The sequence below is a fragment of the Mesorhizobium sp. W067 genome (genome assembly GCF_054719525.1).
This window is the reverse complement of record NZ_JBTTII010000001.1, coordinates 2446221-2460832: the sequence shown is the minus strand read 5'-3', so window position 1 is coordinate 2460832 and position 14612 is coordinate 2446221. Positions and strand designations below refer to the sequence as shown.

General features: G+C 64.2%; 11 protein-coding genes. 5 read left to right on the top strand and 6 right to left on the bottom strand.

Annotation, left to right across the window (positions count from 1 at the left end; all coding sequences use genetic code 11):
* Window positions 1–186: 186 nt before the first annotated feature.
* The 4 genes from ACYG97_RS12120 to ACYG97_RS12105 all read left to right on the top strand — a co-directional run bounded on the left by ACYG97_RS12120 (window position 187) and on the right by ACYG97_RS12105 (window position 4340).
* Entirely contained in the window at window positions 187–1488 is a 1302-nt protein-coding gene (locus ACYG97_RS12120; RefSeq protein WP_023733787.1) for a cytosine deaminase, read from the top strand.
* The gene (locus ACYG97_RS12115) at window positions 1488–2891 is read left to right on the top strand and encodes an FAD-binding oxidoreductase (protein ID WP_031262203.1); all 1404 of its coding nucleotides are present in this window, start codon (window positions 1488–1490) and stop codon (window positions 2889–2891) included. Before ACYG97_RS12120 ends, ACYG97_RS12115 begins: the two co-directional genes overlap by 1 nt.
* A 286-nt stretch (window positions 2892–3177) precedes the next feature.
* A complete protein-coding gene (locus ACYG97_RS12110; protein ID WP_023700354.1) occupies window positions 3178–3759 on the top strand; it encodes an NAD(P)H-dependent oxidoreductase in 582 nt (193 codons plus the stop codon).
* On the top strand, window positions 3759–4340 hold the full coding sequence (locus ACYG97_RS12105; protein ID WP_023690990.1) for an NAD(P)H-dependent oxidoreductase: 582 nt from the start codon (window positions 3759–3761) through the stop codon (window positions 4338–4340). Before ACYG97_RS12110 ends, ACYG97_RS12105 begins: the two co-directional genes overlap by 1 nt.
* A 170-nt stretch (window positions 4341–4510) precedes the next feature.
* On the opposite strand, the gene ACYG97_RS12100 is transcribed toward ACYG97_RS12105, so the two are convergent.
* From ACYG97_RS12100 to ACYG97_RS12080, 5 genes are all read right to left on the bottom strand, one after another.
* Window positions 4511–6958 carry a GcvT family protein gene (locus ACYG97_RS12100; RefSeq protein ID WP_023733785.1) on the bottom strand — a complete coding sequence of 816 codons (2448 nt, stop codon included), beginning with the start codon at window positions 6956–6958 and terminating at the stop codon, window positions 4511–4513.
* A complete protein-coding gene (locus ACYG97_RS12095; protein ID WP_023710797.1) occupies window positions 6955–8136 on the bottom strand; it encodes a pyridoxal phosphate-dependent aminotransferase in 1182 nt (393 codons plus the stop codon). The genes ACYG97_RS12100 and ACYG97_RS12095 overlap by 4 nt, the downstream gene beginning before the upstream one ends.
* Complete coding sequence (locus ACYG97_RS12090; protein ID WP_023685239.1) at window positions 8136–9035, bottom strand: homocysteine S-methyltransferase family protein; 900 nt, start codon at window positions 9033–9035, stop codon at window positions 8136–8138. The genes ACYG97_RS12095 and ACYG97_RS12090 overlap by 1 nt, the downstream gene beginning before the upstream one ends.
* Complete coding sequence (locus ACYG97_RS12085; protein ID WP_023733784.1) at window positions 9032–11485, bottom strand: GcvT family protein; 2454 nt, start codon at window positions 11483–11485, stop codon at window positions 9032–9034. The genes ACYG97_RS12090 and ACYG97_RS12085 overlap by 4 nt, the downstream gene beginning before the upstream one ends.
* Window positions 11486–11579: 94 nt before the next feature.
* Complete coding sequence (locus ACYG97_RS12080) at window positions 11580–12122, bottom strand: helix-turn-helix domain-containing protein (protein ID WP_023733783.1); 543 nt, start codon at window positions 12120–12122, stop codon at window positions 11580–11582.
* 282 nt (window positions 12123–12404) lie between these two features.
* On the opposite strand from ACYG97_RS12080, the gene ACYG97_RS12075 reads away from it, so the two are divergent.
* On the top strand, window positions 12405–13109 hold the full coding sequence (locus ACYG97_RS12075) for a nitroreductase (RefSeq protein WP_023733781.1): 705 nt from the start codon (window positions 12405–12407) through the stop codon (window positions 13107–13109).
* Between the two features lie 18 nt (window positions 13110–13127).
* On the opposite strand, the gene ACYG97_RS12070 is transcribed toward ACYG97_RS12075, so the two are convergent.
* Window positions 13128–14570 carry an MFS transporter gene (locus ACYG97_RS12070; protein WP_023733780.1) on the bottom strand — a complete coding sequence of 481 codons (1443 nt, stop codon included), beginning with the start codon at window positions 14568–14570 and terminating at the stop codon, window positions 13128–13130.
* Between the last annotated feature and the right edge of the window lie 42 nt (window positions 14571–14612).

The following is a 14612-nucleotide window of genomic DNA, read 5'->3' as shown; positions in this document are numbered from 1 at the left end:
CGTGATTGAGATGCTGGCGCGAAACACCCCCCTCTGGCCTGCCGGCCATCTCCCCCTCAAGGGGGGAGATTGGACGTCATCCGGGATTTCGCCAATTATCGACGTTGGAAGACGGGTGCTGTCGGAAAAGCTGCCAATCTCCCCCCTTGAGGGGGAGATGCCCGGCAGGGCAGAGGGGGGCGGTCCTTGATACCGACCTCTGGCTCGTACCATCTCACCAACGTCCGCCTTCACCGGTCGCTGACATCAGGTCTTGCCACCACTTACGATACTGACGGCTTCGCGCTGGCCGACATCGCCGTCGCCGACGGTAAGCTCTCCAGCATCGCCGCGCACAAGAAATCAAAAGCGCCAGCCACCGCCATCGACCTTGCCGGCCGCATCATCCTGCCGTGCTTCGTCGACTGCCACACCCATATCGACAAGGGCCAGATCTGGCCGCGCAAACCCAATCCCGACGGCAGTTTCATGGGCGCGCTCAATGCCACCGGCGCCGACCGTGCAGCGCGCTGGAGCGCCGAGGACGTGGCGCGGCGCATGGATTTCTCTTTGCGCTCGGCCTTCGCGCACGGCACCAAGGCGCTGCGCACGCATCTCGACAGCGTGCCGCCGCAGGAGGAGATCTCCTGGCCGGTGTTCGAGGCGATGCGGGAGAAATGGCGCGGTCGCATCGAACTGCAGGCGGCCTGCCTGCTCGGCATCGAAGGCGTGCGCGACAGCAAGTGGTTCGAGAAATTGGCCAAGCGCGTGGCTGCGGCCAAGGGCGTCCTCGGCGTCGTCACCTATATGGTGCCGGATCTCGAAGAGCTTCTCGACAAGGTGTTCGCCGAGGCGAACAAACACGGGCTCGATCTCGATTTCCACGCCGACGAGACCGACGACATCGCGGCGATCTCGCTGAAGAAGATTGCCGAGGCTGCACTCTGGAACGGTTTTGGGGGCAACATCCTGGTGGGACATTGCTGCTCGCTGGCGCGCCAGCCGGACCTCGACGTGCTCGATACGCTGGACAAGGTCGCCAAGGCGCGGCTGGCGGTGGTGTCGCTGCCAATGTGCAATCTCTATCTGCAGGACCGGCGCGCCGACCAGACCACGCCACGCTGGCGCGGCGTGACCTTGCTGCACGAGATGAAGGCGAGGGGCATTGCGGTCGCGGTCGCCTCCGACAACACCCGCGATCCTTTCTATGCCTATGGCGATCTCGACATGCTGGAGGTCTACCGCATGGCGACGCGCATCCTGCATTTCGACCATCCGGTCGGCGACTGGCCGCAGACGGTGGCGGCGACGCCGGCCAAGGTGATGCGGCTCGATGGTGTCGGGAAACTGGCAGCCGGTGGCAGCGCCGATTTCATCGTCTTCAAAGGGCGGAGCTGGACGGAATTGCTGTCGCGGCCCGAATCGGATCGCATCGTCGTGCGCAACGGCCGAGCGATCGACAGGCAATTGCCCGACTATGCCGAGCTCGACGAACTGATGGTGGAATGATGGATGTTTCGGCGCTCAAACGTGATCTCGACGGGATAAAGCTCGACGACAATCCGGCCATCGTCCAGCAGAAGAGCCGCGACTTCTACTGGTACAGCCCGGTGCTGAAGCAGCAGCTCGACCACGTCACCGGCGACCTGATCGTGACGCCCAGGAACGAGGCCGAACTGATCCGCGTGCTTACCGCTTGCCACCGTCATGGCGTTCCGGTGACGCCGCGCGGCAGCGGCACCGGCAATTACGGTCAGGCGATGCCGCTATCGGGCGGCGTGGTTTTGAACCTTGCCGAGATGAACGAGATCAAGGCCATAGCGCCGGGCCGCGTCGTCACCGGGCCGGGCGCGATCCTCGCCGACATCGACAGAGCGACGCGCGCGCATTCCGGGCAGGAACTGCGGCTGTCGCCGTCGACCTACAACACCGCCTCGATCGGCGGCTTCATCGCCGGCGGCTCGGGCGGCGTTGGCTCGATCAATTTCGGCGGTCTGCGTGATTTCGGCAATGTGCTGCGCCTGCGCGTCGTCACTATGGAGGCGGAGCCGAAGGCGCTCGAACTCGCCGGCGAGGACCTGCACAAGGTCACCCACGCCTATGGCACCAACGGCATCATCACCGAGGTCGAGATGCCGCTGACTGCAGCCTATGAATGGATCGACGTGATCGTCGGCTTCGACGCTTTCATGCCGGCAGCCCGCTACGGCAACGCGCTGGCACGCCAGGACGGCATCCTGACCAAGCTGATCACGCCGATCGCCGCGCCCGTGCCGCAGCTCTATTTCAAGCGCCACCAGAAGTTCTTCCGGGACGGGCAAAGCATCTGCGTCGTCATGGTTGCCCGGCATGGGCTAGACGCGTTCCTCGCCTTCACCCGCCGCGCCGGCGGCGAAGTCATCTTCAATGCGGCGACGGCAACGGACGAAGAGAAAAAGGGCCTGCCGCCGGGCTTCGAACTGGCGTGGAACCACACCACGCTCAGGGCACTGCGGGTCGATCCCGCGATCACCTATCTGCAATCGCTCTATCCGTTTCCCAACCAGCTGGCGCTGGTGGAGAAGATGGACGCGATGTTTCCGAACGAGGTCTTTTCGCATCTCGAATTCGTGCGCCTCGACGGCAACATCACCTGCTTCGGCCTGCCGCTGGTGAAATTCACCACCGAGGCGCGGCTCAACGAAATCATCCGGCTGCATGAGGAGAACGGCTGCCCGATCTTCAACCCGCACCGCTACACGCTGGAAGAGGGCGGCATGAAGCAGACGGATGAAATCCAGCTCGCCTTCAAGCGCGAGACCGATCCGCAAGGCCTGCTCAATCCCGGCAAGATGATCGCCTGGGAAAATCCGGATTACGACTATCGCTCGGGCCGGACTTTTTTGTTCAAGGGTTTGCAGACAGCAGAATGAGCAGAGGTTTGAGCTTGAGCACCCCCCTCTGTCCTGCCGGCACAGGCCCTACGCTGCCGCTTCGGGCGTTCGTCGTTTGGAAAGCCAAGCAATTGGCTTCCCATCGGCTTCGCCGACCACTTCTCACCCCCCGCAAGGGGGGAGATTGGCAGCCTGAACGCCGCGGCCAATCTGACACGCTGACAATTAGTGAAAGCGATGCGGCAGTCCGATCTCCCCCCTTGCGGGGGAGATGCCCGGCAGGGCAGAGGGGGGTGCCTCGCGCCCACCTCGCAAGCATTTCCCCATGAAAGTCCTCGTCCTCTACGCACACCCGGTGGAGACCAGCTTCAATGCAGGCCTGCACCGCACGATCGTCGAGCGGCTGACGGCCGCCGGCCATGAGGTCGACGATTGCGATCTCTATGCAGAGGATTTCGACCCCAGGCTGACGCGCGGGGAGAGGCTGGATTATCATAACCAACGCAGCCCTGCGGACCCGGCCGCGCCCTATGTCGAGCGGCTGCTCAAGGCCGAGGCGCTGGTGCTGTCATATCCCGTCTGGAACTACGGCTTCCCGGCCATCCTGAAAGGCTTTTTCGACCGCGTGTTTCTGCCCGGCGTGTCGTTCAAATTGGTCGACGGCAAGGCGCAGCCTTCGCTCCACAACATCCGCAAGCTGACCGCCGTCACCACCTATGGCGGCAGCCGCTTCCGCGCCATGCTGATGGGCGATCCGCCACGCAGATTGGTCAAGCGGATGCTGCGCGCGACGATCAGGCCCGGCGCCTCGGTGTCCTACCTCGCTCATTATTCGATGAACCTGTCGACCGACGAGACGCGGGCAGCCTTCATGGCCAAGGTCGCGGCCGGGATGGATGAATTCTGATGCGCGTGCTGGTGGTCTATTGCCATCCGGTGCCCGAAAGCTTTTGCGCCGCCATCAGAGATGCCGCAGTCGATGTGCTGAAGGCACGCGGCTGGGAGGTGCGGCTGCTCGACCTCTATGCGGAGAAATTCGATCCGGTGATGGGCTGCGAAGAGCGACGCGCCTACAATGAGCGGGCGCCGGAGGATCCGGCCCTAAAACCGCATTTCGAGCATCTCGCCTGGGCTGAGGCGATCCTGTTCATCTATCCGACCTGGTGGTACGGGCTGCCGGCCATGCTGAAGGGCTGGCTCGACCGGGTCTGGGCGACCGATGTCGCCTTCAAGCTGGGCAAGGGGCGCATCACGTCGCTGATGACACATGTCACCAGGGTCGGCGTCATTACCACCTGCGGCGCGCCGACCTGGTGGAGCGTCGTCGTCGGCCAGCCCGGCCGCAAGACCTTGCTGCGCGGTATGCGCGCGCTGTGCGCCCGCCGCTGCCGGACGTTTTTCCTGGCGCACTACCTGATGGACGCCTCGACGCCAAGGACGAGGGCGGCGTTTCTGGTGAAAGTGCGGGCGAAGCTGGAGCGGTTTTGAGCTTCTTCACCCTCGCCCTTGTGGGGAGGGTCGCGCAGCAAATGCCGCAAGGCGGCATTTGCGAAGCGGGGTGGGGGGTCTCGTAGGGCGCACCCCCACCCCGGCTCGCAATCGCCGCTTCGCTCCGACTGCGAGCCGACCCTCCCGACAAGGGGGAGGGTAAAAAGGTGCTACATCCTCGTCCGTTCCGCCTTGGGATCGTACATCGGCTTCAGCGATGCTTCCGCCGCAAAACGCTCGCCGGCGATCTCGATCTCGTAGGACGAGGCCAGCACATCCGCCTCGCTCTCGCCCTGGCAGGGCACATAGCCCAGTCCGATCGCGCCGCCGAGATGGTGGCCGTAATTCCCCGATGTGATCGGGCCGACGATCTTGCCGTCGCGCAGGATCGCCTCGTTGTGGAAGAGCAGGGGTTCAGGGTCTTTCAAACGGAACTGCACCAGCCGGCGCGACAGGCCGGCTTCTTTTCTCTTCAGCACCGCATCGCGGCCGATGAACTCGCCCTTGGCGGTTTTGACCGCAAAGCCGAGGCCGGCCTCCAGCACATTGTCCTCGTCGGTGATGTCGTGGCCGAAATGCCGAAACGCCTTTTCGAGGCGACAGGAATCCAGCGTGTGCAGGCCGCAAAGTTTCAGGCCGACATCGCCGCCGGCCTCGTCGATCGCCTCGAAGACATGAGCCGCCTGGTCGGTCGAGACATAAAGTTCCCAGCCGAGTTCGCCGACATAGGTGACGCGGTGGGCACGGGCGAGGCCCATGCCGATCTCGATCTCCTGGAAGGTGCCGAATGGATTGTTGTCGTTGGAGAAATCGTTGGGGCTGACTTTCTGGATCAGCTTTCGCGCATCCGGACCCATCAGGCAGAGCACGGCCTCAGCTGCCGTGACATCGGTGATGACTACGAATTCATCCCCGACATGCCGGCGCAGCCAGGCGAGGTCGCGTTGCAGCGTCGCGCCCGGCACGACGAGGAAGTAGGCGGTCTCAGATAGCCGCGACACCGTGAGGTCGCTTTCGATACCGCCGCGCTGGTTGAGCATCTGGGTGTAGACGATCTTGCCCGGCGCCACGTCCATATCGTTGGCGCACAGCCTTTGCAGGAAGGCACAGGCGTCGCGGCCTTCGACACGGATCTTGCCGAACGAGGTCATGTCGAACAGGCCGACCTTGTTGCGGACCGCCAGGTGCTCCTCGCGCTGGTTGTCGAACCAGTTCTGCCGCTTCCAGGAATAGCGGTATTCGCGCTCCTGCCCCTCTCGCGCAAACCAGTTGGCGCGCTCCCAGCCGGCGACTTCGCCGAACACGGCGCCGCGCGCCTTCAGCTGTTCGTGCAGGGGCGAGCGCCTGACATTTCTGGACGTTGCCATCTGCCGGTAGGGGAAGTGATCCGCATAGAGCAGGCCGAGTGTTTCGGAGACACGCTCCTTGAGATACCTACGGTTCTTCTGGAATGGCTGGGCGCGGCGGATGTCGACTTCCCAGAGGTCGAAGGGCGCTTCGCCGTCATTGATCCACTGCGCCAGCGCCATGCCGGCGCCGCCGGACGAGACGATGCCGATGGAATTGTAGCCGGTCGCCATCCAGTAGCCCGACAGCTCCGGCGCTTCGCCGAGATAGTAGCGGTCGTCGGGGGTAAAGCTTTCGGGGCCGTTGAAGAAGGTGTGAATGCCGGCGGTTGCCAGCATCGGCATGCGATTGACGCCCATTTCGAGGATCGGCTCGAAATGCTCCATGTCCTCCGGCAACTGGTCGAAGCAGAAATCCTCGCTTATGCCGTCCATGCCCCAGGGCTTGGCCACCGGCTCGAAGGCGCCGAGCATCATCTTGCCGGCGTCTTCCTTGTAGTAGGCGCATTCATCGGGAACGCGCAGCACCGGTAGACGACCGAGCCCGGGGATCGGCTCGGTGACGAGATAAAAATGTTCGCAGGCATGCAGCGGGATGGTGACGCCGTTCTGGGCGCCGAGCTCGCGCGCCCACATGCCGGCGCAGTTGACGACGATGTCGGCCTCGATCGTGCCCTGGTCGTCGCCTTGCGCCCACGACACACCGGTGACGCGACCGGCCTTGGTATGGACCTTGGTGACCTTCACATTCTCGACGATGGCGGCGCCACGCTGGCGGGCGCCCTTGGCCAGCGCCATGGCGATGTTGGCCGGATCGCACTGGCCGTCGAGCGGCAGATGCACGGCGCCGACCACGTCGGACACGTTGAGATGCGGGTACATCTCCTTGACTTCACCAGGCGAAATCTCGCGCACATCGACATCGAAGGCGCGGGCGAGCGAGGCCTGCCGGTAAATCTCGTGCTTGCGCTCCTCGGTCAGCGCCACGGTGATCGAGCCGACCTGGCGCATGCCGGTGCCGACTTCCGTTTCGGCTTCCAGCTTGACGTAGAGGTCGGCCGAATATTTAGCCAGCCGCGTCATGTTCTGCGAGCCGCGCAGCTGGCCGATCAGGCCGGCGGCGTGCCAGGTCGTACCCGAGGTCAGCTGCTTGCGTTCCAGCAGCACGATGTCGGTCCAGCCGAGCTTGGCCAGGTGGTAGGCGACCGAACAGCCGGAGACACCGCCGCCGATAATAACCGCGCGGGCCTTGGTGGGAATGCTTCTGGTCATGCGGCCTCGCGGCGATAGCCGGATGCGAAGCGGCGCAGGCGTTTTGCGGCTTCCTGAAGCACCGGTTCCGGTTGGCAGAGGCTGATGCGGATGTGGCCGGCAGCGGCCTTGCCGAAGCTGGAACCCGGCATGACGCCGACACTCTCCTGGTCGAGAAAGGCCCAGGCGAATTTCTCGTCGTCGGGCTCGACGGCGGAGATGTCGAGCATGACATACATGCCGCCCTCCGAGCCGTGCACGCTGATATTGTTCATGCCGCGCACGGCGTCGAGCAGGACGGTGCGGCGCGCCGCATAGCGTTCGGCGATCTCTTTCACGCCATAGCGGTTCTCCAGCGCCTCGGCGCAGGCGATCGAGATGAAGGCCGGCAGGCCGTAGGTCGTCACCAGATTGAGATTGGTCAACAGCGTGATCATCTGCGTCGGGCCGGTCAGCCAGCCCATGCGCCAGCCGGTCATGCCGTGGCTCTTGGACATCGAATTGATGACCAGCGTGCGCTCGGCCATGCCGGGCAGGCCGCGCGGCGAGATGTGCTCGCCGCCGCCGAGCGTCCAGTAGACCTCGTCCGACAGCAGCCAGAGATCGTGCTCGCGGCAGATCTCGGCCAGCTCTTCCAGACGCTCACGCGAATAGACGGCGCCGGTCGGGTTGTTCGGCGTGTTGATCAAAATGGCGCGCGTGTTGGGCTTGAGCGCCGCGCGGATCATCTCGGCGTGCGGCTGGAAACCGTCTCCGGCCGGCGTCTCGACGACGGTGAAGCTGGCGCCGGCGGCGCTGAAGGTGTTGGGATAAGTCGCGTAGTAGGGCGCCACCACGATAGCGTGGTCGCCCTGGTCGAGAACGGCCTGCACCGCCGCGTAAAGGGCGGCCTGACCGCCCGGCGTGGCGATCACCTGGTCGGGGCTCGTCTCGACCCCGGTGCAGGCGGTCGAGGCCGCCGCCATCGCCCTGCGCAGGCGCGGAACGCCGGGAAGCGGGGTGTAGTGGTGGTTGCTGCCGCGAACCGCCGTCACGCAGGCTTCGATGGTCTGGCTCGGCGTATCGAAATCATGGTCGCCGACCGACAGCATGATGATGTCCTGGCCCGCCTCCTTGCGGGCCCATGCCTCGGTGTGGACCTCCCAGCCATCCTTGCCCGAAGGCACGATGCCGGAAATGCGCGATGACGGTCTGGGCATCAGGATACTCCCGAGATTTCGTGGCCGGCCTGTTCGAGCCAGTCGCGCAAGGCGGCGATGTGGGCAGGGCCGACTTCGCAGCAGCCGCCGACGATGGTGGCGCCAGCGGCGACCCAGCCGAGCGCCTGGTCGGCATAGGCATCCGGATCAAGGTCGTGGCGTGCGTGCAGCACTTCGACCGTTCCGCCATGCTTGAGCGCTTCGACAGAGGTGAAGCCATTGGCATAGGCGCCGACCGGGCCGCCGAGAGCAATCAATTCGGGCAGTGCCGCGGCGATAGCTTCTGGCCGGCAGCAATTCACCAGGCGCGCTGCAACCGTCAGGCCGTCGAGGGCGTCCGCCGCTGCCGCTATTGTTTCGCCGCTGCGCAGCCGCGGCGCGCCGTGATCGGCGAGAGTCCAAGACACCCAGACAGGTTTGCCGCTTTCCGACGCAGCGGTAACGGCCGCACGGCCTTCCTCGGCTGAGGCCATGGTCTCGCACAGGAACAGGTCGACGCCATCGGCCTGCTCGGCGACGATGCGGCGATAGATGTCCAGCGTCTCCTGGAACGATATGGCCAGCGCCGGCGCATAGCTGCCGAACAGCGGTGACAGGCAGCCGGCGATCGCTGCATCGCCTGCCTCGTCGCGTGCCTGTCTTGCCAATTCGATGCCGCGCTTCTGCAAGGGCTTGAAGAGATCTTCTGCTCCTTCCCGCGCGAGCCGCTCCGGCGTTGCCGAATAGGTGTTGATGGTGATGACGCGAGCGCCGGCCCGGATGAATTCGGCATGCAGGCCACGCACCAGATCCGGCTCGTCGATCAGCACCCTGGCCGACCAGAGCGGCGTCGGCTCGGAGCTGCTGCGGCGGACCAGTTCCTGGCCCATGCCGCCATCGGTGAGAATGACTTTCTTCATGCTCTCAGTCTTTCGTTTTTCGGATCCCACAGCGGCTCGTCTTTCTGCACGACCGCCCTGAAACGATCGCCAAAAATTTCAATCTCGATCGCGGTATCGGGTTCAGCCAGGTCGGCGCGCAGCATGCCGAGCGCGATCGATTTGTCGATGCGATGCCCCCATCCGCCGGACGTCGTCTCGCCGACGATCTTGCCGTCATGCCAGAGCGTCGACACGGACGGCGCGTCGCAATCGCCTGGGTTTTCGACCACCAGCGTGACGAAGCGCTTCTTCACGCCTTGCTGCTTTTCGTTCTGCAGGGCTGCCTTGCCGCGGAAGTCGGGCTTGTCCCATTTGACGAAGCGCTCGAGCCCGCCCTGCAGGACCGTATAGTCGGTCGACAGGTCGCCCTTCCAGGTCCGGTAGCCCTTTTCGAGGCGCAGCGAATCCAGCGCGTACATGCCGAACGGTTTCAGACCGTGTTTTTGTCCCGCCGTCCAGACGTCGTCGAAGATGGCGGCGGTGTCTCCCACCTTGGTGTGGATTTCCCAGCCGAGTTCGCCGGCGAAGGATACCCGCACCAGCTTCGCCCAGCGGCCGGCGATGGTGGTTTCCTGATGCGTCAGCCAGGGCAGCGAGAGATCCGCGCCACAGACCTCGGCCAGGATCTTGCGCGAACTGGGGCCGGCGAGGATTTGCGTCGAATAGTCTTCGGTTCTGTCAGTGAGGGTGAAAGCCGCGTCCTTCGGCAGGCGCGACTTCAGCCATTCGAAATCGTGCCACTGCGCTACCGCCGCGGTGATCAGCGTCATCTGCTCTTCGCCATGGCGCACCACCGACATCTCGGTGACGATGCGGCCCTTGTCGTCGGCGAAATAGGCGAGGCCGATGCGGCCGGGCTTGGGCACCAGGCCGGTGACCTGCAGCGCCAGCCATTCGGCTGCGCCAGGACCTTCGAGGTTGAAGCGCGAGAAGCCGGGCAGGTCCAGAATGCCGGCGGCGTCGCGCACCGCCAGGCATTCTTCGCGCACGCGGTGCTGCCACGGCCCGTCGCGGCGGAAGGTGAGTGTTGCTTCTTCCGACGTGTCGTCACCGGGTTGCGCATACCAGGTGGCACGCTCCCAGCCATTATAGGCGTCGAACTGGGCGCCGAGCGCCTTGATGCGATCGTGAATCGGCGACAGCTTGCGGTCGCGCCCGGCCGGCCAGGCATGGCGCGGGAACTGGATGGCGTATTCGTTGCCGTAGATCTCCATGCCCTTGGCGACGCTATAGTCGGGGGCGGCCGCAAAGCTGGTGAAACGGCGCGGATCGCAAGACCACATGTCCCATTCGGTCTGGCCCTGCGTAACCCATTCGGCCAGCACCTTGCCGGCGCCGCCGCCCTGGGCGATGCCGAAGGTGAAGACACAGGCCTCGAACGCGTTGGGAACGCCGGGCATCGGACCGATCAGCGGATTGCCGTCCGGCGCGTAAGGGATCGGCCCGTTGATCACCTTGGACAGGCCGGCAGTGCCCAGGATCGGCACGCGGGCGACGGCATCGGCAAGGTAGTGCTCGAGACGGTCGAGATCGTCGGGGAATAGCTGGAAGGAAAAATCCTCCGGCATCGGGTCGTTGTGGGTCGCCCAATGCGCGCGGCAATTGCGCTCATAGGGGCCGAGATTCATGCCGTTCTTTTCCTGGCGCAGATAGTAGGAGGTGTCGACGTCGCGCAGCAGCGGCAGTTTCTTGCCCTGCTCCTTCGACCAGGCCACCAGTTCGGGGATTTCCTCGAACAAGATGTACTGATGGCTCATCACCATCATCGGGACGTCGCGGCCGAACATTTTGCCGACTTCCGCGGCTCGGTAGCCGGCGGCGTTGACGACGATCTCGCAACGGATCTCGCCTTGCGGCGTCTCGACAACCCATTCGTCGTTCTCGCGGCGCACGCCCGTGGTTGGGCAGAAGCGGATGATCTTTGCCCCCATGTCGCGCGCACCCTTGGCAAGTGCCTGCGTCAGCTGCGCGGGGTCGATGTCGCCGTCGTTCGGATCGTAGAGCGCGCCTTTCAATTCATGCGTCTCGATGAAGGGATAGCGGCGCTTGATCTCGTCGGGGCCGACGATGTCGATGTCCATGCCCTGGTAGCGGCCCATGCCCTTGGCGCGCTGGAACTCCTGCATGCGCTCCTTCGTGTGGGCGAGGCGGAGCGAGCCGGTAACGTGGTAGTTCATGGGATAGTCGACGGCATCAGCCAAGCCGCGATAGAGCTCGGTCGAATAGCGCTGCATGTTCATCAGCGACCAGGACGACGAGAAGGTCGGCACATTGCCGGCGGCATGCCAGGTCGAGCCCGATGTCAGCTCGTTCTTTTCAAGCAGCACGCAATCGGTCCAGCCCGCCTTGCAAAGGTGGTAGAGCGAGGAGGTGCCGACGACACCGCCTCCGATGATCACCACGCGTGCCGTGGTCGGCAAACCGGCCATATTCTTCTCCCAAACCTGAAGCGCGCTGCGCTTCTATCTTTTTGCTTGATGCATGTCGTTTCCCAAACCGCTGCACACTTTGGGCGACATGCATTCAATAAACAGGCGGCGAAACCACCCAGATGACCACGGCCGGCTCGCTGCCGGGATTGCGCCAGCGGTACGGCTTGCGCTCGAAGCGGAAGGAATCGCCTTCGACAAGACGGTGCCAGACGCCGGCGATCTCGATCTCGAAAATGCCAGAGGCGATGTAGCCGGCTTCCTCGGTCGGCCGCAGCTGCTCGCTCTTCATCTCGGCGCCCGGCGCGAAGATCGAACGCACCATCTCGAAACTACCGCCGAGATCGGGCGACAGAAGCTCCTCCACCAGGCCGGATTCGCTTGTGCCAAGCGTGCGCCGGCTGCCGGCGCGCACGATGACGCCGCGCTCCTTTTCGATCGGCACGTCGTGGCTGAAGAACAGGCTGAGCGGCACGCCGAATAGATCGGCGAAGGCCCTGAGGTCGCCGAGCGAAGGAATCGACAGGCCGCGCTCGACCTGGCTGACCCAGCCGACAGAGCGGCCAAGCTTCAGCGCGATCTCAGCCAGCGTCAGACCACGCGCCTTGCGCAGCGCACGGATGTCGCTCGCCAGCAGGCGCTCGTCAGGTCCCTGCAATGTTTTGGGAATAGCTGGGGCCAAAACGCTCACTTGATGAAAATCTGAAAATGAATTTCATGAGAGCTCATGTCCGTGAAAAAATCAAGCGGATTTTCATGGGCACACAAGATTTGCTTGCGCCATTTTGGCGGTTCATGCAAAGGCTCTGGCACGAGCGGCGGGTGTGGGAATGCGGGTCGGCGACCAAGGATTGAAATCTGCGCAAGGTCTTCTCCGATAGCCGGTTCGGCTTTCGAAGTGTGCGCAAAGGGACGGCCCATGCTGGAAAAAAACGGCCTGGCAGCGCATAACGCCGCTGTTGTCGACGAGGCGATCATCTCGCGCCGTTCAGTGCGCGCCTTCCTGCCCGACATGGTCGATGACGAGACGATCCGAGCCATTCTCGGCGTCGCCTCGCGCGCGCCTTCGGGCACCAATATGCAGCCTTGGCGGGTCTATGTCGTCAAGGGCGAGGTCAAGCAGCAGATCACCGATGCCATCCTGAATTCCGGTATCCGCGCCGAAAAGGCCGATTGGGACGAGTATCGCTATTACCCCACCCAGTTCTTCGAGCCGTATCTCACCCGCCGCCGCGCCAACGGTTTCGGGCTCTATGGGGCACTCGGCATCGGCCGCCGCGAGGTCGACAAGATGCGCGCCCAGCACGACCGCAACTTCGTCTTCTTCGACGCGCCGGTCGGCATGATCTTCACCATCGACCGGCGGCTGAACCAGGGCTCGTGGATCGACTACGGAATGTTCCTGCAGAACATCATGGTGGCGGCGCGAGGCAGGGGCCTGCACACCTGCCCGCAGGCCGCCTTCGCGCCCTATCACCGGCAGATCCGGCCGGTGCTCAACATCCCCGACGAGGAGATCGTCGTCTGCGGCATGGCGCTCGGCCTCGAGGATACGTCGAAACCCGAAAACGACTTCCGCACCGACCGCGTGCCGCTGGAAGAGTGGGTGACGTTCAGCGGATAGGGCTCGGCTACCGGGGCCTCATTCCACGTTCATCTGCGCGCCATGGCCGCTGACATGGGCGCCGTCCTGCGGTGTCAGTCTGAGATAGGCGATCAGCGCGCACAACGTGATGACGCCCTCGACCACGAACAGGATGCGGAAATCGTTGGTCACCGCCGGCCTGCCGCCAGCCAGGAACGACAACAGCGCCGCCGCCAGGCCGACGCTGATCGCCACCCCCAACTGCCACAGTATGTAGTAGAGCGCGCTGAAGCGGGCGAGCTGGTCGGGCGCGATGTCGGAATAGGCGAGATTGCCGGTCGAAGCCCACTGCGCCGAGCGCAGAACGCCGAAGGCAAAGATATAGACGAGCACGATCCAGACCGGCGTTGTCGCGTCAATCAAGGCGAAGCCCGCTACCATGGCAGCAACGATCGGCGTGTTGACGACCAGCACGCGGCGAAAGCCGAAACGGTTGAGCAGGCGCGGCATGAAGACACGCATGATCAGCGAGCCGATTGCGGCGACGAAAGTCAGCGATCCCGCCTGCACCGCGCTCATGCCGAAGCCGAGCTGGAACATCAGCGGCAAAAGGAAAACGACCGAGCTCAGGCCGATCGTGTCCAGCCCACCACCGGTGAGGAATGAGATGCGAAAGGTGCGGATGTGCAGGAGTTTCAGGTCAAGCAAGGGGTTGCGGGCGCGCAGGCAGTAGAAGGAGGCAAGCGTCAGGATGACGATCGCCAGCGCCAGCTCGGCCGCGATCATGCTGCCGGCAGCGTCTTTGGCCGCAAGCGAATCCATGCCGAAGACCAGCAGGACCATGCCGCCGCCGACCAGCAGGAAGCCCGGAAAATCGAACTGCGTGCGCACCGGTTTGGTAACCGTCGGAAACAGCGAGGCGGCAAGAACGGCCGCCGCCAGCGCGAACGGCACGTTGATGAAGAAGATCCAGCGCCATGAAATGTAAGTCGTCAGCGCGCCGCCGACGAGCGGGCCGACCAGCGGTCCGGACTGGCCGGCCAGTGAGATATACATGTTGATTTTCAGCGTGCGGCTGCGCGGGAAGGTCGACAGGATGACGACCTGGCCGAGCGTCCCCATCAAGGCGCCGCCGAAGCCTTGCAGCGCGCGGGCGCCGACCAGCGTCCAGATGTCGTTGGACAATCCGCACAGCGCCGATGACGCGGCGAACACCAGCAAGGCGAAGCAGTAAACGTTGCGCAGGCCGAAGCGGTCGGCGGCCCAGCCGCCGAGCGGCATCGAGATGATCAGGCTGGCGACATAGACGGTGATCAACAGACCGAGCTGGCTCGGCGGCCGGCCGAGGCTGTCGCTGATACCGGGCAGGGCGGTGACCACGACATTCTGGTCGAGGCTGGTCATGAACACGCCGCAGGCGACCGTCAGCGGCAGCAGGAGCAAGGCTCTAGCCGACACATCGGCGCGATCCGTGGCGCCGGCGGATAGTTCTGCGGTCATGGGGATGTTCGAACCAAACGACGATGCCGACTATGAGACGGG